Source organism: Variovorax sp. Root411 (assembly GCF_001425205.1).
Taxonomy (GTDB): domain Bacteria; phylum Pseudomonadota; class Gammaproteobacteria; order Burkholderiales; family Burkholderiaceae_C; genus Variovorax.
The window spans coordinates 117,477-138,106 of record NZ_LMDW01000015.1 but is presented as its reverse complement, the minus strand read 5'-3'; the positions used below and the strand labels follow the sequence as shown (position 1 = coordinate 138,106).

General features: G+C 64.2%; 20 protein-coding genes and 2 pseudogenes. 15 read left to right on the top strand and 7 right to left on the bottom strand.

The features are described 5' to 3' along the window. Positions 1-4: 4 nt before the first annotated feature. From ASC92_RS14760 to ASC92_RS14740, 5 genes are all read left to right on the top strand, one after another. Positions 5-1,324, top strand: coding sequence for a glycosyltransferase (locus ASC92_RS14760; protein ID WP_056516745.1), 1,320 nt, complete (start codon positions 5-7; stop codon positions 1,322-1,324). 21 nt (positions 1,325-1,345) lie between these two features. Then, positions 1,346-1,567: an MbtH family protein gene (locus ASC92_RS14755; RefSeq protein WP_056516743.1), complete on the top strand. Its 222-nt coding sequence runs from the start codon at positions 1,346-1,348 to the stop codon at positions 1,565-1,567. A gap of 445 nt (positions 1,568-2,012) precedes the next feature. After that, positions 2,013-2,804, top strand: coding sequence for a transporter substrate-binding domain-containing protein (locus ASC92_RS14750; RefSeq protein WP_056516740.1), 792 nt, complete (start codon positions 2,013-2,015; stop codon positions 2,802-2,804). Between the two features lie 306 nt (positions 2,805-3,110). Then, positions 3,111-4,103 (top strand): ornithine cyclodeaminase family protein, encoded by a 993-nt coding sequence (locus tag ASC92_RS14745; protein WP_056516738.1) that lies wholly within the window; start codon positions 3,111-3,113, stop codon positions 4,101-4,103. 5 nt (positions 4,104-4,108) lie between these two features. Then, positions 4,109-5,080, top strand: a complete 972-nt coding sequence (locus ASC92_RS14740; protein WP_056517818.1) for a threonine/serine dehydratase — start codon at positions 4,109-4,111, stop codon at positions 5,078-5,080. A gap of 15 nt (positions 5,081-5,095) precedes the next feature. Here ASC92_RS14740 and ASC92_RS14735 read toward each other — a convergent pair whose 3' ends face one another. From ASC92_RS14735 to ASC92_RS14720, 4 genes are read right to left on the bottom strand one after another with little or no spacing between them, the layout of a single operon-like run. Continuing rightward, entirely contained in the window at positions 5,096-5,596 is a 501-nt protein-coding gene (locus ASC92_RS14735; protein ID WP_056516735.1) for an Lrp/AsnC family transcriptional regulator, read from the bottom strand. A gap of 15 nt (positions 5,597-5,611) precedes the next feature. Further along, positions 5,612-6,970: an aspartate aminotransferase family protein gene (locus ASC92_RS14730; RefSeq protein WP_056516732.1), complete on the bottom strand. Its 1,359-nt coding sequence runs from the start codon at positions 6,968-6,970 to the stop codon at positions 5,612-5,614. Further along, complete coding sequence (locus ASC92_RS14725) at positions 6,967-8,070, bottom strand: phosphotransferase (protein WP_200935990.1); 1,104 nt, start codon at positions 8,068-8,070, stop codon at positions 6,967-6,969. Before ASC92_RS14725 ends, ASC92_RS14730 begins: the two co-directional genes overlap by 4 nt. Continuing rightward, positions 8,070-8,735, bottom strand: a complete 666-nt coding sequence (locus ASC92_RS14720) for a haloacid dehalogenase type II (RefSeq protein ID WP_056516725.1) — start codon at positions 8,733-8,735, stop codon at positions 8,070-8,072. Before ASC92_RS14720 ends, ASC92_RS14725 begins: the two co-directional genes overlap by 1 nt. A gap of 659 nt (positions 8,736-9,394) precedes the next feature. Between ASC92_RS14720 and ASC92_RS14715 the strand changes: the two genes are divergently transcribed. From ASC92_RS14715 to ASC92_RS14710, 3 genes and pseudogenes are all read left to right on the top strand, one after another. Continuing rightward, entirely contained in the window at positions 9,395-11,800 is a 2,406-nt protein-coding gene (locus ASC92_RS14715; RefSeq protein ID WP_235505838.1) for an alginate lyase family protein, read from the top strand. A 21-nt stretch (positions 11,801-11,821) separates the two neighbouring features. Next, positions 11,822-12,112 (top strand): annotated as a pseudogene (locus ASC92_RS29315) (discoidin domain-containing protein); the annotation flags it as partial. A 495-nt stretch (positions 12,113-12,607) separates the two neighbouring features. Continuing rightward, the gene (locus ASC92_RS14710) at positions 12,608-13,657 is read left to right on the top strand and encodes a hypothetical protein (RefSeq protein WP_056516722.1); all 1,050 of its coding nucleotides are present in this window, start codon (positions 12,608-12,610) and stop codon (positions 13,655-13,657) included. A gap of 100 nt (positions 13,658-13,757) precedes the next feature. Here ASC92_RS14710 and ASC92_RS28070 read toward each other — a convergent pair. Beyond that, positions 13,758-13,913: pseudogene (locus ASC92_RS28070) on the bottom strand (transposase domain-containing protein); the annotation flags it as partial. 163 nt (positions 13,914-14,076) lie between these two features. On the opposite strand from ASC92_RS28070, the gene ASC92_RS14705 reads away from it, so the two are divergent. From ASC92_RS14705 to ASC92_RS14690, 4 genes are all read left to right on the top strand, one after another. Then, positions 14,077-15,042 carry a LysR substrate-binding domain-containing protein gene (locus tag ASC92_RS14705; protein WP_056516720.1) on the top strand — a complete coding sequence of 322 codons (966 nt, stop codon included), beginning with the start codon at positions 14,077-14,079 and terminating at the stop codon, positions 15,040-15,042. Between the two features lie 138 nt (positions 15,043-15,180). Continuing rightward, complete coding sequence (locus ASC92_RS14700; RefSeq protein ID WP_009124795.1) at positions 15,181-15,756, top strand: Dps family protein; 576 nt, start codon at positions 15,181-15,183, stop codon at positions 15,754-15,756. A 49-nt stretch (positions 15,757-15,805) separates the two neighbouring features. Beyond that, positions 15,806-16,645 (top strand): 4-hydroxybenzoate octaprenyltransferase, encoded by an 840-nt coding sequence (gene ubiA, locus ASC92_RS14695; protein WP_235505837.1) that lies wholly within the window; start codon positions 15,806-15,808, stop codon positions 16,643-16,645. An 11-nt stretch (positions 16,646-16,656) separates the two neighbouring features. Next, positions 16,657-17,127, top strand: coding sequence for a MaoC/PaaZ C-terminal domain-containing protein (locus tag ASC92_RS14690; protein WP_056516714.1), 471 nt, complete (start codon positions 16,657-16,659; stop codon positions 17,125-17,127). A 2-nt stretch (positions 17,128-17,129) separates the two neighbouring features. Here the strand turns inward: ASC92_RS14690 and proC are convergent, their stop codons facing one another. Together proC and ASC92_RS14680 are read right to left on the bottom strand one after the other, a co-directional pair. Then, positions 17,130-17,987: a pyrroline-5-carboxylate reductase gene (gene proC / locus ASC92_RS14685; protein ID WP_056516713.1), complete on the bottom strand. Its 858-nt coding sequence runs from the start codon at positions 17,985-17,987 to the stop codon at positions 17,130-17,132. Beyond that, entirely contained in the window at positions 17,984-19,147 is a 1,164-nt protein-coding gene (locus ASC92_RS14680) for an esterase-like activity of phytase family protein (RefSeq protein WP_414820411.1), read from the bottom strand. Before ASC92_RS14680 ends, proC begins: the two co-directional genes overlap by 4 nt. Positions 19,148-19,360: 213 nt before the next feature. Here ASC92_RS14680 and rplN point away from each other — a divergent pair, with 213 nt between their 5' ends. The 3 genes from rplN to rplE are packed head-to-tail and all read left to right on the top strand — an operon-like array spanning position 19,361 to position 20,625. Continuing rightward, complete coding sequence (rplN, locus tag ASC92_RS14675; RefSeq protein ID WP_009124801.1) at positions 19,361-19,729, top strand: 50S ribosomal protein L14; 369 nt, start codon at positions 19,361-19,363, stop codon at positions 19,727-19,729. A gap of 12 nt (positions 19,730-19,741) precedes the next feature. Further along, the gene (gene rplX, locus ASC92_RS14670) at positions 19,742-20,074 is read left to right on the top strand and encodes a 50S ribosomal protein L24 (protein WP_056516710.1); all 333 of its coding nucleotides are present in this window, start codon (positions 19,742-19,744) and stop codon (positions 20,072-20,074) included. An 11-nt stretch (positions 20,075-20,085) separates the two neighbouring features. Next, positions 20,086-20,625, top strand: a complete 540-nt coding sequence (gene rplE, locus ASC92_RS14665; RefSeq protein WP_009124804.1) for a 50S ribosomal protein L5 — start codon at positions 20,086-20,088, stop codon at positions 20,623-20,625. The last annotated feature ends 5 nt before the right edge of the window (positions 20,626-20,630 follow it).

The window sequence follows — 20,630 nt, the reverse complement described above, 5'->3', positions numbered from 1 at the left end:
CGACATGGCACGCTATCTCATCGCCGCAACCGCCTTGCCGGGGCACGTGCTGCCGATGCTGGCCATCGCCCAGCACTTGGTGGGCCTCGGGCACGAGGTGCGGGTGCACACCGCGAGCCGGTTCAGGGCGCAGGCCGAGGCCACCGGCGCGACGTTCACGGCCTTCGAAGCCGCGATCGATTTCGATCATCGCGAGCTCGACCAGCGTTTCCCGCAGCGCCAGCGCCTGCCGTCGGCTCATGCGCAAATGTGCTTCGGCCTCAAGCACTTCTTCGCCGACGCCATGGCCGCGCAATGCGCCGGCCTGCGCGCGATTTTGGAGAACTTCGAGGCCGACGCCATCGTGGTCGACACGATGTTCTGCGGCACCTTCCCGATGCTGCTCGGGCCGCGCGAGCAGCGCCCGGCGGTCGTGGCCATCGGCATCTCGGCGCTGCCGCTGTCCAGCTGCGACACGGCCTTTTTCGGCACCGCGCTGCCGCCGTCGTCCACGCCGGAAGGGCGCGTGCGCAACCGGACGATGAACGCCAACCTCAAGCAGGCGATGTTCGGCGAGGTGCAGCGCTACTTCGATGCGCTGCTGACATGCGCGGGCTTGCCGGCGCTGCCGGATTTCTTCATCGACGCCATGGTCAGGCTGCCGGATCTCTACCTGCAGCTGACGGCCGCGTCCTTCGAATACCCGCGCAGCGACCTGCCCGCCTCGGTGCGTTTCGTCGGCCCGCTGCTCGCGCCCGCCAGCCGCGACTTCACGCCGCCCGACTGGTGGCATGAGCTGGACGATGGCCGCTCGGTCGTGCTGGTCACGCAGGGCACGCTGGCCAACCAGAATCCGGCGCAGCTGATCGGCCCTACGCTGCAAGCGCTGGCCGGCGCGAAGGGCATCCAGGTCATCGCCACCACCGGCGGCCCGCTCCCGGCCGCGCTGGGCATGGCCATACCGGCCAATGCCCGCGTGCTGCCGTTCCTGCCTTACGACCGCCTGCTGCCCAAGGTGCATGCGATGGTGACCAACGGCGGCTACGGCTCGGTCAACCATGCGCTGAGCCTCGGCGTGCCGCTGGCGGTGGCCGGCGCCACCGAGGAAAAGCCCGAGATCGCGGCGCGCGTGGCCTGGTCGGGCGCCGGCATCAACCTCGGCAACGGCCAGCCGGCTGCGCGCCAGATCGGCGACGCGGTGCGCAGGCTGTTGAGCGAACCGGCGTACCGCCAGCGTGCCGGCGCGCTGCGCGAAGACTTCGCGCGCCACCACGCGCTGGGTGAAATCACCGCGGCCCTCGCGGCGCTGCACAAGGCTGCGCCCGCGTCCGTGGAAATGGCTTGAACCCCCGCAAGGAAATCGACGATGAGCAATCCGTTTGACGACAAGAACGCCACCTTCCTCGTGCTGGTCAATGAAGAAGGACAGCACTCGCTGTGGCCGAGCTTCATTGCAGTGCCTGCCGGCTGGGAGATCGCGCTGGCCGCGACCGACCGGGCGGCCTGCAGCGCTTTCATCGAGGCGAACTGGACCGACATGCGGCCGCGGTCCCTCGCGGCCAAGGACCGCGACGCCATCAAGGCGTGAGGGCGTTCGCCCTGCATCGGCGCGGCGCTGCGTGGGCGTATGCGTCGCGTTTCCGGGTGCCGGCTGCAGATGGTGGTGAAGCGGCCGAGGGCTTGGCGCAGAACAAGGAACACGCCGAGCCAGCGGCGCGAGATGGGCGGCGGATGGCCTCGAGCCTTGCGCAGGCTACAAGCTGGAATGCTCGACCCGCTTCTGGCAAATAAGCACCAGGACGCTGTTGCGCACCAGCGTCGCGAAGCAGTCTCTTCGGATGCCCCCAATATGGGGCGCTCATCCCCGAATCGGGGCGACTTGCATCTTGCGCACCACATTTGTTTTCGAGATGGGTGCATGAGCCTTGTATACCACTGGCATGATTCATGCGGCTCGGGGCTGGCACGGCCTTTTGGCGGCCAAGCGTGCGCTCGAGATCAAACCCACAACTACTCTTCTTTGTTCAGGAATCATGAAATTCAGCAGATTGCAAATCGTTCTGGGACTCGCGCTCAGCGGTCTCATGGCAACCGGCGCAGTCCATGCGCAAAGCGCGTTGGACACCATCCTGAAGAACAAGAAGATCGCAATCGGGGTACCTCCTGATTTCCCGCCTTATGGATCCATGGACCGGGACTTCAAGATGCATGGCCTGGACATCGACATGGCCAACTACATCGGGGCCAAGCTCGGCGTGGAGGTCGACCTGATACCCGTGACCAGTGCCAATCGCATTCCGTATCTGCAGAAAAGAAAAGCTGCATTGGTCATCGCCACCTTGGGCAAGAACCCGGACCGCGAGAAGCAGATCGACTTTGCCGCAGCGTATTCGCCTTTCTATCAAGCCATCTTCGGAGCGAAGGCCTTGAACATCAAGAGCTTCGCCGACCTGTCGGGGAAGTCGATCGCTGTCACACGCGGCTCGGTCGAAGACCAGGAACTCAACAAGGTTGCGCCAGCGGGTGCCGACATCAGGCGCTTCGACGACAACACCAGAACCGTCGCGGCCTTCGTTTCCGGACAGGCCCAATTGATCGCCACGGGGGCATCCGTCGCGAACTCCGTCGTGACCAGCAATCCATCGCTTGGCATCACCTACAAGCTGCTGCTGAAAGAGAGCCCGAACTACATTGGCGTGGCCAAGGGCGAAGATTCGTTGCGGCTAAAGGTGAACGGCATCATCGACGAGGCGAAGAAGAACGGCGAACTGGACAGGTTGTCGATGAAATGGCTGGAGCGCCCGGCGGGCGCACTGCCGCAATAGATCTGGTAGGAGCTGCTAACAGAAAGTGGGTTGCAGAGCTCGGTAGTCGTCCCGAAGCGATCGACACGCGGGCGGCGCTGCCGGTGCACATCAAGGATCCATGCCGAGGACACGCGGGGCTACGGCTGGCCGCGCGTGTGGAGCTTCTCGCACGCGGCATCCGCGTGGGCATGCAGGCATCGTCTGCGGAGCCTCTTGGTTTTGCAATTTGCTGCGGTCTGGGGGGGGCTTATGGGCACAAATGCTGGACCTTAATGCCTAGCATCAGTCATCCTTTCTCACCCCCCTCCGGGCGACCTTTTTGCCATGAAAACACTGCTGTTGAACAAACAGGAAGTCAGCCAACTGATTTCCATGAAGGAAGTCATAGAGACGGTGGAAGAGGCATACAAAGCCTTCAGCAGCCAGCAGGTGGTGCAGCCTGGCTATATCGATATCCATCTTCCGGCGCCACGCGGCGAAATCGACTTCAAGCTGGGTTACTACAAAACCAACGAGGTGATCTCCATGAAAGCCTCATCCGGTGGGTTCCCGAACAACCCGACGGAGCACGGCGTGCCCAGCGGCATGGGCACCATTCTTCTGTTCGACGCCAGAAGCTGCGCCCTGGTGTGCGTCATGGACGGAAGCCTGATCACCGGCCTGCGAACCGGGGCGGCAGGAGCCGTTTCAGTGAAAGTGCTGGCCAGAAAGAACGCAAGAAAAGTCACCTCGATCGGCACCGGCAATCAGGCCCGCATGCAGATCCGTGCGATCCATGAGGTGATGAAGATCGAGGAGATTCACGCGTGGGACAACCACCCCGAGACACTGTCCCGATACAAGGCGGACATCGAAAGCGAGTTCGGCATTCCAGTGATCATGGCCCACTCCAAAAGGGAGGCGGTCGAACAGGCGGACATCCTCGTAACCACGACTCGAGGAAAGGGCTCGCTGGTGGAGGCCGATTGGGTCAAACCCGGCACGCACATCGTCGCCATCGGCACGGACACGCAAGGCAAGCAGGAGCTGGAGCCGGAGATTTTCAGGAATGCCAGGATCGTCAACGACTCCATGGCGCAGTGCATCGAAAAGGGTGAAACCTGGCACCCGCTTCATCACAACATCATCACCCAGGCAGACATCCACGCAGAAATTGGTGAGATCCTGCTGGGCCATAAGCCAGGCAGAGAAAACGACGAAGAGATCACCATCTTCGACTCTACGGGCATGGCCATACAGGACAACACCACGTCGAGCAGGATCTATCGGAACGCCATCGCGAGCAACACTGGCACTACCTTTGGGTTTTTTCAATGACGGCCATGCTCGAACATCCCACCCTGGAGGACATTCACGAAGCCCGGGCACGGCTGAAACCGCACATCAGGCACACGCCGTTGTTGCGCGCGGAAAAGATGGAGAGCGCCCTGGGATGCCATGTCTACCTGAAGCCGGAAATGCTGCAAATCACCGGCGCCTTCAAGATTCGGGGCGCCCTGAACAAATCGCTGTCGCTTCCAAGGAACGAGATCGCCAAGGGCATCATCGCCACCTCTTCGGGCAACCATGCGCAAGGGCTTGCCTATGCCGCCCGGATGCTGGGTGTGAAGGCGATCCTGGTCGTGCCGGTGACCACGCCCAAAATCAAGATCGAGAATACGAAGGCACTCGGTGCAGAAGTGGTTCTGTTTGATGGCGATACCGCCGCTCGATGGAAAAAGGTGTATGAAATCGCCGAAGAAAACCACTACGCGGTTGTGCACGCCTTTGAGGATCCTTTGGTCATGGCCGGCCAGGGAACCATTGGCTGCGAAATCCTGGAAGACCTGGACGATGTCGACACGGTCATCATTCCCATGGGTGGCGGCGGCCTCATTTCCGGGATCGCCACCGCCATCAAGGAAACCAGGCCCTCGGTGCGCGTGGTCGGCGCCGAACCTGCCCTGACACCCAAGTACTCTCACAGCCGGATCAACCAGGAACGCACATCGCTCCCGCTGAAGAACACCATTGCGGATGGTTTGCGAATCAGTGTTCCGGGGCAGAACCCCTACCCCATCATCGAGAAGTATGTGGACGAGATCGTTCTCGTGGATGACGAACACATCATTGCGGGCATGCGCGCGCTGGCCAAGGATGCGAAGCTGATCGCGGAACCTGCGGCCTCCATCGGCATCGGCGCCCTGCTGGCCGGCGGAGTGAAGGTCCGGCCAGACGAAAAAGTCTGTGTGGTTCTGACCGGCGGAAACTGGGACCTGTGCGACCTCGCCGAGATCTATCGGCGCGCTGAATAGGTTGGCCCGCAACCGTCAATCCCACCGTTTCTGGGTCGCAATGATGCGCAGCGGATACCCGCGCCGGCCCAGCGACTGACGCAGGACGATGCGGCTGGCGAAGCGCTCGATGCCGATATCGTCTTCCAGCATCTTTTCCATCAGAGCCTGAAAATAGCCGACGCCGGGCGCCACGATCTTCAGCAGGTAGTCATAGCCGCCGCTGACGTTGTAGCACTCGACGATCTCCTCGTACTTCGCGGCGGCTTCCTCGAATCTGCGGAAATCATCCGGTCGGTGGCTGCCGAGGGTGACCTCCGAGAACACGATGACGTGGTCCCCCAGCTTTTCCAGCGCGATGTCGGCGCTGTAGCCGCGGATCAGCCCAGTCTCCTCCAGCCGCCTGGTGCGCATGAGACACGGGCTGGGGCTGAGGCCTATGGACTCGGCCAGATCGACGTTCGAGCAGCGCCCCTCGCGCTGGAGATGCACCAGGATCTTGAGGTCGAACCGGTCGAACGAAACTGCTGATCTCATGAAGTGATCGTACCGTCAACTCGAGCCAGGCGACCCGCGCTTCGCCTGGGTGAGCGATTCGTCGAGCGCCTCGACAACCATACCGGCCTGCTCAGCCGAGAGCACCAGCGGCGGGCGGATCTTCAGCACGTTGTGCCCCTGGGCGCAGGCGCTGAGCAGCACGCCCTTGTCGCGCATCAGGTTGACCACCTGGCTGGCAAGGCCGCGGTCCGGCGCCCGCGTCGTCCGATCCGATACGAGCTCGACGCCGACGAAAAGCCCTGCCCCCCGAACGTCGCCGATGGCCTCGTGCTTCGCGCCGAGCCCGACGATGCCGTCGAGCAGCACCTTGCCGACCTTGGCTGCGTGCGGCACCAGCTGGCTCCGCTCGATGGTCTCCAGCACTGCCAAGGCAGCCGCGCATGAGACCGTGTTGCCGGCGAAGGTGTTGAAGTAGCGGGAGTTCTTGCCGAATTCCGCCAGGGCATCGGCTGTCGCGAGGAGGCCCGCGATCGGCTGGCCGTTGCCCATCGGCTTGCCCATGGTGACGATGTCAGGAACGAGGCTGTGGCGCTGGAAGCCCCACATGTGCTCGCCCGTGCGGCCGAAGCCGGGCTGCACTTCGTCGGCGATGAACAGGCCGCCAGCGCGCTTGATCGCCTCGACCGCTCCCTTCAGGAAGCCCGCAGGCCCGGGCAGGATGCCGTCGCTGGTGAAAAGCGAATCGACGATCAAGGCCGCCGGCTTGATGCCGTGGCGCTGCAGATCGGCGATAGCCGCCTCGACGTCGCGCGTGAAGCGCTCGCCAAGGTCGGTGCCTTCGGCGTGGTACAGGCGCGGCGCCGACACCAGGCGAACGTGCGGACCAAGGGCGACGCTCACGCCGAGCGATGGCGAGAACTGCGACACCGCGTCGGTGATGCCGTGGTAGGCCGTGTCGGTGACGATCACACCCGTGCCGCCGGTGCGTACCTTGGCGATGCGATAGGCCAGGTCGTTGGCCTCGCTGCCGGTGCAGGTCAGCATCAGGTGGGCGAGGTCCGTGCCGGGCACGCTGGCGAGCAGGCGCTCCGCCAGCTCGAGGATGGTGTCGTGGAGGTATCGCGTATTGGTCGCAAGCGTCTGCACCTGGCGGCAGATCGCCTCGGTCACTGCGGGGTGGCAGTGACCGAGCGAGGTGACATTGTTGTAGACGTCGAGGTATCGGCGGCCTTCCGGGTCCATCAACCACACACCGTCACCGCGCACGATGTGCAGCGGGTGTTCGTACATCAGCCGGTAGGCCGGGCCAAGCAGCGCATTGCGCCGCTCGATCATTGCCTCGGTGACGGGGCCGACGTTGGCGCGGCCGGGGATGTAGGCGTTGACCATGTTGAGGTCAGCAGTGGCTTTCATGGGGAGCTTCCGTTTCGTCGTGATGGCGTCAATAAGCGGTCGCGCGCTTCATGGCGCGAGAGGTCTGCCATCTGTGACAGTGCCTCCCACGCCGCGGGGTTGTGGCGCATGATGTAGCTGCGGTTTTCGGGATAGCGCAGGGCGCGCCACTCCGAGATCAATGCCGTGATGAGGTGGCGTGTCGCCATGAGGTCGGCGACGATGTCCTGCTCCGGCTCGGTCAATGGCAGGACGGCCTGGTAGGCGCCGACGAACTGCGCCGGTCCTTCGAACGGGTCGGCGCTGCCGGTCATGTGGAAGGCGGCGGCCGTCGCCACCTCGCCGACCAGTGGCGCATGGAGCATGTCGCCGAAATCGATGATGCCGGTGATGCGCGCCTGATCGTCCGGCGCGACCAGCACGTTGTAGAGGTGATAGTCGTTGTGGATCACCTGCGCCCTCACCGACGCAAGGCGGGGCAGCACATGCTTGATGAAGCGCGTCATGAACGATCGGGCCAGCGCACGTTGCGGTCCTTCGACCAGGCTGTCGAGTTGGACGGTCAGTCGGTGCGCGGCCGACACGTTCCACAGCAGGTCGTGCGTGGCCGCAGGGTGCGTGAAGCCCTGCAGGGCAAGGTTCAGTTCGGCCAGACCCTTGCCCATCGCCACGCGCTGTGCGGCGGTGCGCTGTGTCTCCCGGACCTGGATGCCCTCCAGGTAAGTGAGCATGCGCACGGTGGTCCGGGCGCCGTCGGCGAGCGTCACGGTTTCACGTGCGCGGCCGTCTACAGTCCGAACGACGCGGGGGACAGGCTGGCCGGGCGATGTGCGGGCGACGTGCTCGATGGCGGCGATCTGGAAGTCGACCAGCGATACCGGCTCGGAGGGGTTGCTGATCTTGAACACGTAGCGCGTGCCGTCGGCGGACTCCACAGCGCAATTCTGGTCGCGCTCGCCGGCCAGCGACTTCACCACGCCATGGATGCCGTAGAGGCGTTCCACCAGCGCCTGCACCTCGGCCGGCGCCAGGTCGGGCGCCGGGGTGCTCAGCGCGGCGGCCTCGGTCGGGCGCCCCTCGGGCACCCCCCGGGTCCCCGGGTGGAGGTGCAGGCTGGCCATCAGAGTCCGAGCAGCGCAGGAAGCTGACGAACGTCGGTCAAGCGGCTCACGCCATATTCGCTTGACGTGGGCTCGTGACCACGGTCGATGAAGGCCTTGGCCATGAAGCCCAGGTCTGACGCCGTCATCAGGTCATACCGGAAGCTCGACGAGACATGCATCATCTGATCGGGCCCGCAGCCGAGTTCGTCGAACATGTATTCGAAGGCTTGCATGCGCGGCTTGTACGCGCGGGCTTCCTCGGCGGTGTAGACCGCATGGAAAGGGGCCTTGAGGTGCGCGACGCTGCGAGGGATGAGGTCGACCATCGAGTTCGACAGGATCACCAGCGGCACGTGCGGCGCGATCGCCTCCAGCACCTCGACCACGTTTGGATGAGGCTGCCAGGTCGGCACCGCGTCGTACAGAGAGACCGCATCCGATGCCAGATATTCGATACCGTGCGCTTTGCAGGCACGCTGGATGGAATTCGCCACCACGTCGTAAAACGGCTTCCAGTCGCCCAGTACCTCGTCAAGGCGATAGGCGCGAAAACTGTCCAGGAACGCCGGCATCCGGTCGACCGGCACGCGGTCCTTGAACAGGACTTTTGCCGTCGGGCCCATCTCGAAATTGATGAGCGTTCCATAGCAATCGAAGCTGATAAATTTTGGTTTGAATATCATGGGTTCACCCGCTGCGTTGAGAGGGAATAAGTCTAGGGTTGCCCCTTTTCAGGAGATGCCGAATCGCAACGGGACCCAAGCAGTTTCTTTGTCAATCCGGAGAGGGCTTGGCATTTTTGAGTGGTGCTGACGCGGGCGCCGATCAGCTTGGTACGTAGGAGCGCTGCGCATCTGCTTTCGAAACTGCCCGAGTTCGAGCGCCCCTTCCTCCCAGATTTTGAATCCCACCATCGCTAAACAGTGGGCAAAGAAATGTCGGCGTACACCGACTCCTCGAAGAGCGCCTTCTGCTGGGCGTTGAGTTGCTCGTAGGGCGAGTTCATTTGATATGGACCACCCCAGCGCCGAGGGGGCGGCTTTTGTTCCAAAAATGAGATTCAGTCGATCACTTTTAAAGGCATTCGGATGCCGGCTATTTCCTCAACATTGTGTCAAAATGTTAATTTAATAGAGGATTGCTCCAGCCTCTTCGCCTCAACTTCAAGGCCGGTCCTGAACGACACCGTCCGGTCCAACACAACAGGGCGAACCTCGTTCAGGTAGTCCAACGTCAAAAGAAGCCGAAAGCCTTCGATATCTTGAGCTATCTGGCTCGCAAAGAGGCGGATTCATATCGAGGGAAATCAACACTCCGGTGCTCGCTTCCTCTTCTAGGACGAATGTCCGGATCTGCCTGCCTCGCGAGCCGAAAAGCCTTCAAGGCGGATTGCGGGCTTATCGATGAAATCAACGCCTGGAGGAAAGCTGGTGGCCCGCGCCGGGTTCTGCGGCTTTTTCGCGCATTGACTAAGAAAGTTTCTATGTTTGATAAAACTCTTATTGCTGTTGCGTTGCTTGTCTTGAACTCGGTCGCGCTCCCGGGTTGCGGTGGCGGCAATGCGGGAAGTGCCCAGACGGGAGGCGCTGCGGAGACCCCCGTTGCCACGGGAGACACCCCAGAGGTCCCCGCTGTCGCGGGAGGCACACCGGAGACTCCCGCCGCCACGGGGGGCACCCCCGAGATCCCCGCAGCGCCGGGAGACACCCCCGGGGTCCGCGTCATCAAGCACCCAGGCGTTGGGGTCACCCTCTCGGATCTCGCGACGCTCAAGGCCTACGTCGACCAGGGCAAGGAGCCATGGAAGTCCGGCTACAACCAGCTGGCGGGCAGTCCCGAGTCCAGGCTCAGCTACGCAGGGCGTGGTGGCCCATTCGCGAAGGTGAGCCGCGCCCCCGACGAGAATCTCAATGCTTGGCGCTCCGATATGGTCGCGATCTCGAATCTCTCGCGGATGTGGTACTTCACCCGGAACGAGCAATATGCGGTGAATGCGAGCAAGTTGCTGCTTGGGTGGGCCACCACCCAGACTGAGTTCTCGGGTCGCGAGTCGATGCTCGACCTGGGCGACTACGCGCTCCAGTTCGTGGGCGGCGCGGAAATCCTGCGCGCCACATGGCCGGGCTGGAAGGAGGACGACACCGCGACCGTCAAGAAGTACTTCAAGGACGTGCTGATGCCGGCGGCGAACCCCTATGGCGAAAGCCAGTTCGGCGCCGCCAACAAGGGCGCCCTGGCCCTCACCGCATTGGGACTGATGGCGATCTACAACGACGATATCGAGACATTGGACAGGGTCGTTTATCAGACCCGCACACTCGCCCACATCGGACTGCGAAATTCCAACGACATCGGCATGCTTGGCGACTACCTGCGCGATCAAGGGCATGGCTATGGGCAGCTCAAGTCACTGACCATGCTCGCCGAAGCGCTCTGGAGCCAGGGCATCGATATCTATTCCGATTTCGACAATCGCCTGCTGGCCGCGGGTGAGTATTTCGCGAGGGTGAACGAGCTCGTCCCAACAACAGCCCTTCCTTTCGGCACCACCGATCGCTACTACCTCACCGACGTCACCAATCGCGGCTGGGACGGCGCCAATGGCGGAAGCGTGGCGCTGACGCAGATCTACGGCGCCTACGTCCTCCGCAAGGGTCTCCAGGCACCCTTCATCGCGCAGAGGCGCCTCCGGATGCCGGTGGATGGCACCAGCTTCATGTTCCTCAAGGACACCGACACCTCGAAGGCGACGCCGCCGCCGGCGCTGCCCATTCCTTCCACTGCCTCGATCACCTCGGGGTTCAGCAGTGCGGACATCGGGAGCGCCTCCCCGGCGGGCGTGGCCACCTACGCCAACGGCAAATGGACGGTTCAGGGAGCGGGCAACGATATCTTCCGGGGCACGCAAGACGCTTCCCACTTCGTCTACAAGGCCCTGACCGGCAACAGCGCCATCGTCGCGAAAGTCGATTCCGTCCAGAACACCAGTCCGGCCGCAGTGGCGGGCGTGATGATGCGAACAAGCCTGGAGCCATACGCTCCCCACGCCTCGATGGCCATCGCCAGCAGTGGCCAGGCCAAACAGAACATGCAGGGACTCGCGGTGTATGGTGGCTCGAACTATGCAAACAAAGCCATGGGCATCGCCAGTTCCACGCCCTCGTACTGGGTGAAGCTCGAGCGCATCGGGAACATCATCACCGGCTACGTTTCTCCCGATGGCACCAATTGGGCAGCCACCAATGTCGGCCGCATCGTAGCTCCCGTTCCCGACACGATCTATGTCGGACTGGTGGTCTCGTCAGTCGCCAGCACCCTGAACAGCTCCACCTTCAGCAACGTGCAGATCACCGGCGGCGACGGTGGTGCGCTGAGCGTCATCCCCGAGGCGCCCGCCATGCTGCTGGCCTCGCCGGGCGATGGTGCCGTCCCGTTGCGATGGCAGGCGTCCTTCGGGGCAACCGGCTACACGGTCAACCGCTCCGAGTTCAGTGGCGGGCCCTACGAGACCATTGCATCAGGCGTCACCGGCAGCAGCTACACGGACACGTCCGTGACCAATGGCACGACCTACTACTACACCATCACGGCGACCAACTCCGCCGGAACGAGCGGTAGTTCTCCTGCGGACAGCGCCACACCGGCTCGTTCGGTGGTGAATGTCACCACCGGTGGCACCGCCAACGACAGCGCGAGCAACTCCGGCAACGCTGAAAGCGCCTTCGACCAGAACTCGGCGACGCAATAGTTCTACTCCGGCACGACCGGCTGGCTGCAGTACGACCTCGGCCATACGGAGCGCGTCCAGCGTTATGCGGTCACCAGCACCACCAATCCGGTCCCGCGCGATCCGAAGGACTGGCAGTTGCAGGCCTCCAACGACGGCGCCACCTGGACCACGCTCGACACGCAAAGCGACCAGAAGCGCGCCGAGCTGAAGACCTACGCGGTCGCGAGTCCGGGCTCCTATCGCTACTACCGGCTGAACATCACAGCCAACAACGGCGATCCCACCTACACGGCTGTTTCCGAACTGGGGCTGTTCGTTTCCAAGCCGTAGTGAACCCGATGCGCGATGGACGGGCGCGGCCATGGCACCGCCCTTCCAGCTCCTCGGCCCCTGGACGTGCAACCCTTGGTTGAACCACGTCGGTCGGCGCTCGGCGTTTCAACTTGCCGGCGCATCGATCAGGGCGACGCAACTTGTCGCTTTTTCACGGTCGTGCGGCGACGATCTAAGTGGTTTGGTTCTTGCTGTATTTACACAATTACAAGCAATTAACCAAAAATGTCACAAATAACAAAAATAATGAGTGAGATGTCCATCGACCGATCGTCGCCGGCTCCATCGACGATCCCCCGCAACTGGAAGTGCGCGCGGCTCATCGCGATGAGCCTGCTGAGCACATGGGTCGCGGCTTGTGGCGGTGGGTCGTCAGGCACTTCGACAGCAGCGCTCGTTGCAGGCACAACCGCACCTGCGCCCGCACCTGAGCCTGCGCCTGCGCCGTCTCCGTCTCCGTCTCCGTCTCCGTCTATCACCGCAGCTCTTGGCATGCCCAGTCGGCTTCTCGTTGGCCTCGGCGCCGCCAACAAGGTCTCGGACATCACGAGCCAGCAGATCCGTCCAGACATCTACCAGACCTACCTCGTAGGCGTCGGCCCGGGCGCATGGCCCTCCTGGAACAGTCCGGACGGTGCCAACGTGACTTACTTCTCGGCCACCGCCAAGGCGATGGGGGCCGTGCCGATGTTCACGCTGTTTCAGATGGCCCAGCCTGGCGAAGCCGACATGATCGAGGTCAACGACGTGGCGTTCATGACGACCTACTGGGCGCAAACAAAGCTGATGTACCAGAAGATCGGCGCCACCGGCCAGCCCGCCCTGGTCAACCTCGAGCCTGACTTCTGGGGCTTCCTGCAGGGCAAGTCAGGCGGCGATCCGACGACGGTGCCGGCGCGCGTCAGCATGGTCACGGAGTGCGCCGGCCAGCCGGATACGGCCGTAGGCATCGCTGGGTGCCTGCTGACCCTCGGCCGCACGTATGCGCCCAAGGCGAAGCTGGGCTTCCCGCCGTCCTTCTGGGGAGGCGATGCCACCACCGTGGCCAATTTCATGGCGAAGGTCGGTGCGGACAAGGCCGACTTCATCGTGGCGCAGACGAGCGACCGTGACGCCGGCTGCTTCGAAATGGCATCGCCGGTGGCCCAGTGCGCGGGGCGCGGTAACGGGCCCTTCTACTTGGACGAGAACAACGTCACCACGCCCAACTACAGCCAGGAGCTGGCCAAGTGGAGCACCGTGCGCAGCATCCTCGGCAATCTGCCGATCCTGTTTTGGCAAACGCCGATGGGGGTGCCCTCGGCCACCCCCGGCGGCACGCCGGGACACTACCGGGACAATCATGTTCACTACATGCTCACGCATCCGACGCAGTACACGGCGATCGGCGTTTTCGCCATCGAGTTCAGCCCGGGAAGCAGTGTGTCGGCGGACATCACGACAGATGGCGGGCAGTTCGCGCGCCTGTCCCAGGCCTACTTGGCAAACCCTGCTCCGTTTCCCACCGAGGACGTTGATCCAGCGCTCGACGATTTGAGGTAGCTCTCGTGGAGTTCACTTGCAACTCCGAGGCATCGAGCCGCGGGGTGCCCGCAAACGGCTCCCCGTGAACGTCAACAAGTGGCCGAACTCGGGCACCCGTTCAGGCCGCCGCAACGGCCGCTTGCGCCAGTAGTGATGCTGTTGGGAGCCAGCGGTGGTGCAGTAGCTCCGAGATGTCGCGGGCCTGGTGGGTGGGCAGGCGAGTCAGGACGTCCTTGAGGTAGGTGTACGGGTCTTGCCCATTGAGCTTGGCGCTCGACTGCTTCCTCTTGCACCTTTGCGCGCCAACTTTCTGTTAAAGAGGGCAAATCGAAAGTGCTTCAAAGCCAACTTTCTGTTCGCAAATCCCACTTTCTGTTAGCAGGTCCTCACCCACGCTCGGCCGGGTCACAAACCCTTGCGCATAATTGACGCAAGCTATGACTCTCACCGAACTCAAATACATCGTCGCAGTGGCCCGCGAACGGCACTTCGGCAAGGCGGCCGAGGCCTGCTACGTTTCCCAGCCGACCCTGTCGGTCGCGATCAAGAAGCTCGAGGACGAGCTTGAAGTCAAGCTCTTCGAGCGCAGCGCCGGCGAAGTGACCGTCACTCCGCTGGGCGAGCAGATCGTGCAGCAGGCGCAGAGCGTGCTCGACCAGGCGGCCAGCATCAAGGAGATCGCCAAGCGCGGCAAGGACCCGCTGGCCGGCCCGCTGAACTTGGGCGTGATCTACACCATCGGGCCGTACCTGCTGCCCGACCTCGTGCGTCAGGTGATCGCGCGCACGCCGCAGATGCCGCTGGTGCTGCAGGAGAACTTCACCGTCAAGCTGCTCGAGATGCTGCGCGCCGGCGAGATCGACTGCGCCATCATGGCCGAGCCCTTTCCCGACACCGGCCTCGCGATGGCGCCGCTGTATGACGAGCCCTTCATGGCGGCGCTGCCCAACAAGCACAAGTTGGCCGACCGCGAATCGATCACGTCGGAAGAACTGCAGAGCGAGACCATGCTGCTGCTAGGCACCGGCCACTGCTTTCGCGACCACGTGCTGGAGGTGTGCCCGGAGTTCGCGCGCTTTTCCAGCAACGCCGAGGGCATCCGCAAGAGCTTCGAAGGCTCATCGCTGGAGACCATCAAGCACATGGTGGCCTCGGGCATGGGCGTGACGCTGGTGCCGCGCCTGTCGGTGCCGGCCGATGCGCTCAAGCCCAAGCTCAAGGGCCGCAAGGAGCCTGAGCAGATGGTGCGCTACCTGCCGGTGCGCGATGCGCAGGACCGCGACCCGCCCACGCGCCGCGTGGTGCTCGCATGGCGGCGCACCTTCACGCGCTACGAGGCGATCGCGGCGCTGCGCAACGCGATCTATGCCTGCGAGCTGCCGGGCGTGAGGCGCCTTTCGTAGCAGCATTTGCGGGGTCGGCCTACGCGCCGGCCGTTCTGAATCGTTGATCGCTGAGATAGAGTGGCGCTGTTGCGAAGCCGCATGCCGGCTTTCAGAATCGGGTGTCCACCCTCCCAATTTGAAGAAAGACTTCCCGCCATGGCCAAAGCCTCGAAGAAATCGTCGTCCGCGTCCTCCGCCGGCAAGGTGCCCAAGAAGGGCGGCACGGTGGTCGCGCAGGAGTCGGGCAGCCGCAATGCGCCGATCATCAACATCGGCATCGAGCGCCAGGACCGCGCCGCCATCGCCGAAGGCCTGAGCCGCGTGCTGGCCGACACCTACACGCTCTACCTCACCACGCACAACTTCCACTGGAACGTGACCGGCCCGCACTTCAACTCGCTGCATGCGATGTTCATGGGCCAGTACACCGAGCTGTGGGGCGCGACCGACGTGCTGGCCGAGCGCATCCGCGCGCTGGGCCACTACGCGCCGGGCTCGTACGCCGAGTTCAGCAAGATCGCCACCGTGCCCGACGTGCCGCAGACCCCGCCCAAGGCGATGGAGATGGTGCGCATCCTGGTGAAGGGCCACGAAACCGTGTCGCGCATTGCGCGCGAATTCATTCCGGTCGCCGAAGAAGCAGGCGACGACCCGACGGCCGACATGCTGACCGCGCGCTGCACGGTGCACGATCAGACGGCCTGGATGCTGCGTTCGCTCCTTGAAGACTGAGTCCGCTCCTCCAACCACCGCGCCCGCGCCTCCTCGCGGGCGTTTTGCGTTGTACCTCGATCTGATCCGCTGGAACCGTCCGGCGGGTTGGCTGCTGCTGCTGTGGCCCACGCTGGGCGCGCTCTGGTTTGCAGCCGGCGGCTGGCCCGGCTGGCACCTGCTGGTGGTATTCACGCTCGGCACCTTCCTCATGCGCAGCGCGGGCTGCTGCGTCAACGACGTGGCCGACCGCGACTTCGACCGCCATGTGAAGCGCACGGCGCAGCGGCCCGTCACCAGCGGCGCGATGTCGGTCAAGGAGGCGCTGGGGCTGGGCGTGGTGCTGGCGCTGGCGGCCTTCGGGCTGGTGCTCACGACCAACCGCACGACGGTGCTGTGGTCGTTCGCGGCATTGGCCATCACGCTGATCTACCCGTTTGCCAAGCGCTTCGTCTCGGTCCCGCAGGCGGTGCTGGGCATTGCCTTCAGTTTTGGCATTCCGATGGCCTTCGCGGCGGTGCAGTCCACCGTGCCGGTCTTCGCCGCGTGGCTGCTGGCGGGCAACCTGTTCTGGGTGCTGGCCTACGACACCGAGTACGCGATGGTCGACCGCGACGACGACCTCAAGATCGGCATGAAGACCTCGGCCATCACCTTCGGCCGCTTCGACGTGGCGGCGGTGATGGCGAGTTACGCGGTCTTCCTGGCGATCTGGACCTGGGCTGGCGCAAGCCATTCGCTGGGTGTGCTGTTCTACCTGGGTGTCGCCGCAGCGGCGGCGCAGGCGCTGTGGCACTGGCGGCTGATTCGCGATCGCACGCGCGAAGGTTGCTTCAGGGCCTTCCGCCTGAACCATTGGCTGGGCTTCACGGTGTTCGCCGGCGTCGTGGCCGGCTACGCCGTTCGCTGAAGGCGCGCCGCATGCTGGACCGGCTCAAGCAGAAGATCGGCCAGGAGGGCTTCTCCGGATGGCACTGCATCACGCAGGAAATGGTCCAGCGCTATTCGGATCTGTCGGGCGACGGCGAAGGCGAGTGGATCCATCTCGATCCCGAGCGCGCGGCGCGCGAGGCGCACTACGGCGGCACCATCGTGCAGGGCTTCTTCCAGGTCTCGCACCTGATCCGGCTGACCGGCGAGGCCATGCGCACGCTGCTGCCCTTCGATTCGAACCACGCGCTGAACTACGGCTTCGACCGCCTGCGCTTCGTGCGGCCGATGCCGGTGGGCGCGCGCTTCCGGGCGCGCGTACGCATCATGGACGTGACGCCTAAGCCTGGCGACAGCTTCATGGTGAAGGAGGAAGTCCTGCTCGAGCTGGAAGACGGCACCGTCACGCTGGCCGCCGAGTGGCTGTTTTTCCTCGGGCCGGGCGCGCTGCCGCCGGCCTGAAATCAGCCGCGGCCGAATTCCTCGCCCAATTCGGCGGCGCGCTTCTGCGCCGCGCGGATCGCGGTCTTGAACTGCGCCTTCACGTCGGCCTGCTGCAGCGAGGTGATGGCCGCGTAGGTCGTGCCGCCCTTGGAGGTCACGCGCTCGCGCAGCACCGACGGCGGTTCGGTCGCGCTGTGCGCCAGCGCCGAGGCGCCGGTGAAGGTGCCGATGGCCAGCCGCTGGGCCTGGTCGGGCGTCAGGCCCATCTCGACGCCGGCTTCGGTCATTGCCTCGATGAAATAGAAGACGTACGCCGGGCCCGAGCCGGACATGGCGGTCACGGCGTCGAGCGCCGGTTCGGCATCGACCCAGATCAGCTCGCCGGTCGGCGCCAGCAGTTGCCCGACCATCGACCGGTCGGCGCCCTCGACGCCCGGCCGGGCGTACAGGCCCGTCATGCCCTTGCCCACGAGTGCCGGTGTGTTGGGCATGGCGCGCACCACGCGCTCCGTGCCGAGCCAGCGGGCGATGCTGTCGGACGGGATGCCCGCGGCCACGCTCAGGTGAAGCGCGTCTGCGGTGAAGGCGCGCACCGGTCGGGCGGCTTCGGCAAAGGCCTGGGGCTTGACCGCCCACACCACCACCCCGCAGCGCGACAACGCCTCGCCCGCTTCGGCCTTCGCGGCGATGCCGAAGGACTGGGCCAGCTTCGTGCGGGCCTCCTCGAAGGGCTCGACCACCTCGAACGCATCCGCGGGGGTGCCTTGCTGGATCAGGCCGCCGATGATGGCGCTGGCCATGTTGCCGCCTCCGATGAAGGCGACGGGGGGCAGCGGCGCGGGGCCGGTGCGGGGCAGGAAGGTCACGGCGATGGTCATGGTCGGTCGGCGTATTCGAAGGCGGCGAACTGGGTGATTTGAAGCGGATTGAAATTGTCGTCGCTCACGACCACCAGCACGCGCTTGCCGTCCGGCAGGGGTGGTCCCCAGCACATGCCCTCGGTGTTGTCGAGGCGGGACAGGCCGAGCGCGGCGAAGTCGGCCACCAGGGTCTTGGCCGCCGGCCGGTGGTTGCCTGGCGCCAGTGCGTCGATGGCGAGCACGTCGCTGGCGGCGCGGGTGTCGATTTCATACAGGCGCAGCGAATTGCCGGCGCCGGTGGCGTAGGCGCGCTCCAGCACCAGCATGCGGTCCCCATCGAGCATCAGGATCTCGCTCACGCCGTTGTCGGCGAAGCTGCCGGGAATCAGCGGGCGCAGGGGGATGGCGTCGGGAACGTAGGCGATCTGGCGGTCGGCCTGGCCGGTTTCCAGGTCGATCCGGGTGAAGCGGCAAGGCCCGCCGGAGGCGCCGGTGGTGGGCTCGGGGCCGTCCTGGATCAGGGCGTTTTCCATGCCGAGCCAGGCGAAGCGGCCGTCGGGCGTGAGGGCCAGTCCTTCGAGCGTGAGGTTGTCCCGCGGGCCGCGGCGCTGGGCTGGGTCCGGCTTGAACATGGCCGGCAGGGAGAATTCGCGCAAGAAGCGGCCGTCGCGGGCCGATTCGTACAGCGCCGGGCCGAAGCCGCGGGCGATGTCGCCCTCGCTGGTCCACAACAGGGTGTTGGTTGCGGGCCGCAGCCGCAATGCCTCGGGGTCGGGAACTGGAAGTCCCTCGAACGCCCGGCGCCGGTTGGGCCAGGGGCCGCCGCCGGGGCGTTGCAGCTGCACCACGCCGAGGGGCTCGGGGCGCGCGGCCTGTGGCTGGGGCCATCGGGCGATGTAGTAGCGCACAGGCGCGAGGTCCGACCGGTCATCGCTGATAAGCAGGTACTCACCTCGGATCGGATCGTAGTCGATGCCCGAGAGGCCTCCGGCCGCGGTGCCCTCTATATTGAAGCGGTGCGGCCAGCGGGCCTCCGCGATGCGCCGCAGCCGGCCGGGGTCCGGGTTCGGCGCGGCACTCCTGCAGCCGGCCAAGCCCAGCGCCAGCAGGCCGGCTGCGCCCGCCAGCACGCGCCGACGCCTCGGCTGCGGAAGGTAGGAATTCAGGGTGTCGCGCACCGCTCGGAGTCTAGTGCCAGCGCAGTGGTGCAATAGGGTTGTTGACATCGGCAGTAGTGCGTGCCACAATCGCAGGCTTCGCTTTCAAAAGGCGAAGCTTTCAGCCCAAAGCGGAAGTGCCTCGAGTGGTTCGAGGCATGGACGACGGGCCCAAGACTGACCGCGGCGTTTCCCTCCTGGAGGCGCATCGGTACAAGTTGGGAACTACTAGCAATGATCCAAACTGAATCCCGGCTCGAAGTGGCCGACAACACGGGCGCGAAATCCGTCCTGTGTATCAAGGTGCTCGGTGGCTCCAAGCGGCGTTACGCCAGCGTGGGCGACGTCATCAAGGTCAGCATCAAGGAAGCCGCTCCACGTGGTCGCGTCAAGAAGGGCGAGATCTACAGTGCAGTGGTGGTCCGCACCGCCAAGGGCATCCGTCGCGCCGACGGTTCGCTCGTCAAGTTCGACGGCAACGCCGCCGTGCTGCTCAACGCCAAGCTGGAGCCCATCGGCACCCGCATCTTCGGACCGGTCACGCGCGAACTGCGCACCGAGAAGTTCATGAAGATCGTGTCGCTGGCACCCGAAGTTCTCTAAGGACACAACGCCATGAACAAGATTCGCAAAGGCGACCAGGTCATCGTGTTGGCCGGTCGTGACAAGGGCAAGCGAGGCGTCATCTCGCTGCGCAAGGACGACTCGCACGTCGTCATCGAAGGCCTGAACCTCGTCAAGAAGCACACCAAGCCGAACCCCCTCAAGGGTACGACCGGTGGCATCGTCGAGAAGTCCATGCCCATTCACCAATCCAACGTGGCGATCTTCAATGCCGCGACCGGCAAGGCCGATCGCGTGGGCATCAAGGTCACCCAGGGTGCCGACGGCAAGCGCGTGGCTGTTCGCGTCTTCAAGTCGAGCGGCGACGAAATCAAGTTCGCCTAAGAGGTACTCACATGGCACGTCTCCAACAACACTATCGCGAAAAGATCGCGAAAGACCTGACGGAAAAGTTCGGCTACAAGTCGCCGATGCAGGTTCCGCGCCTCACCAAGATCACGCTCAACATGGGTGTGGGTGAAGCAGTCGCCGACAAGAAGGTTCTCGACAACGCTGTCGCCGACCTGACCAAGATCGCTGGCCAGAAGCCTGTGGTGACCAAGTCGAAGAAGGCCATCGCCGGCTTCAAGATTCGCGAAATGCAACCGATCGGCTGCATGGTCACGCTGCGCGGCGTTCAGATGTATGAATTCCTGGACCGTTTCGTGACCATCGCGCTGCCGCGCGTTCGTGACTTCCGCGGTATTTCGGGTCGTGCCTTCGACGGTCGTGGCAACTACAACATCGGCGTCAAGGAACAGATCATTTTCCCTGAGATCGAGTACGACAAGGTCGACGCCCTGCGCGGTCTCAACATCAGCATCACGACGACGGCCAAGACCGACGAAGAAGCCAAGGCGCTTCTCGCTGGTTTCCGTTTCCCGTTCAAGAACTGAGGCGA

What these genes read in the sequence shown, in the direction of transcription:
- ASC92_RS14745 (WP_056516738.1), top strand. Translation starts at nt 3,111, where the DNA reads ATGAAAACACTGCTGTTGAACAAACAGGAAGTCAGCCAACTGATTTCC.
- ASC92_RS14720 (WP_056516725.1), bottom strand. Translation starts at nt 8,735, where the DNA reads ATGATATTCAAACCAAAATTTATCAGCTTCGATTGCTATGGAACGCTC.
- ASC92_RS14715 (WP_235505838.1), top strand. Translation starts at nt 9,395, where the DNA reads ATGTCCGGATCTGCCTGCCTCGCGAGCCGAAAAGCCTTCAAGGCGGAT.
- proC (WP_056516713.1), bottom strand. Translation starts at nt 17,987, where the DNA reads ATGACCATCGCCGTGACCTTCCTGCCCCGCACCGGCCCCGCGCCGCTG.
- ASC92_RS14730 (WP_056516732.1), bottom strand. Translation starts at nt 6,970, where the DNA reads ATGAAAGCCACTGCTGACCTCAACATGGTCAACGCCTACATCCCCGGC.
- ASC92_RS14725 (WP_200935990.1), bottom strand. Translation starts at nt 8,070, where the DNA reads ATGGCCAGCCTGCACCTCCACCCGGGGACCCGGGGGGTGCCCGAGGGG.
- ASC92_RS14710 (WP_056516722.1), top strand. Translation starts at nt 12,608, where the DNA reads ATGCCCAGTCGGCTTCTCGTTGGCCTCGGCGCCGCCAACAAGGTCTCG.
- ASC92_RS14700 (WP_009124795.1), top strand. Translation starts at nt 15,181, where the DNA reads ATGGCCAAAGCCTCGAAGAAATCGTCGTCCGCGTCCTCCGCCGGCAAG.
- ASC92_RS14690 (WP_056516714.1), top strand. Translation starts at nt 16,657, where the DNA reads ATGCTGGACCGGCTCAAGCAGAAGATCGGCCAGGAGGGCTTCTCCGGA.
- ASC92_RS14760 (WP_056516745.1), top strand. Translation starts at nt 5, where the DNA reads ATGGCACGCTATCTCATCGCCGCAACCGCCTTGCCGGGGCACGTGCTG.
- rplE (WP_009124804.1), top strand. Translation starts at nt 20,086, where the DNA reads ATGGCACGTCTCCAACAACACTATCGCGAAAAGATCGCGAAAGACCTG.
- ASC92_RS14740 (WP_056517818.1), top strand. Translation starts at nt 4,109, where the DNA reads ATGCTCGAACATCCCACCCTGGAGGACATTCACGAAGCCCGGGCACGG.
- ASC92_RS14755 (WP_056516743.1), top strand. Translation starts at nt 1,346, where the DNA reads ATGAGCAATCCGTTTGACGACAAGAACGCCACCTTCCTCGTGCTGGTC.
- rplN (WP_009124801.1), top strand. Translation starts at nt 19,361, where the DNA reads ATGATCCAAACTGAATCCCGGCTCGAAGTGGCCGACAACACGGGCGCG.
- ASC92_RS14705 (WP_056516720.1), top strand. Translation starts at nt 14,077, where the DNA reads ATGACTCTCACCGAACTCAAATACATCGTCGCAGTGGCCCGCGAACGG.
- ASC92_RS14735 (WP_056516735.1), bottom strand. Translation starts at nt 5,596, where the DNA reads ATGAGATCAGCAGTTTCGTTCGACCGGTTCGACCTCAAGATCCTGGTG.
- ASC92_RS14750 (WP_056516740.1), top strand. Translation starts at nt 2,013, where the DNA reads ATGAAATTCAGCAGATTGCAAATCGTTCTGGGACTCGCGCTCAGCGGT.
- rplX (WP_056516710.1), top strand. Translation starts at nt 19,742, where the DNA reads ATGAACAAGATTCGCAAAGGCGACCAGGTCATCGTGTTGGCCGGTCGT.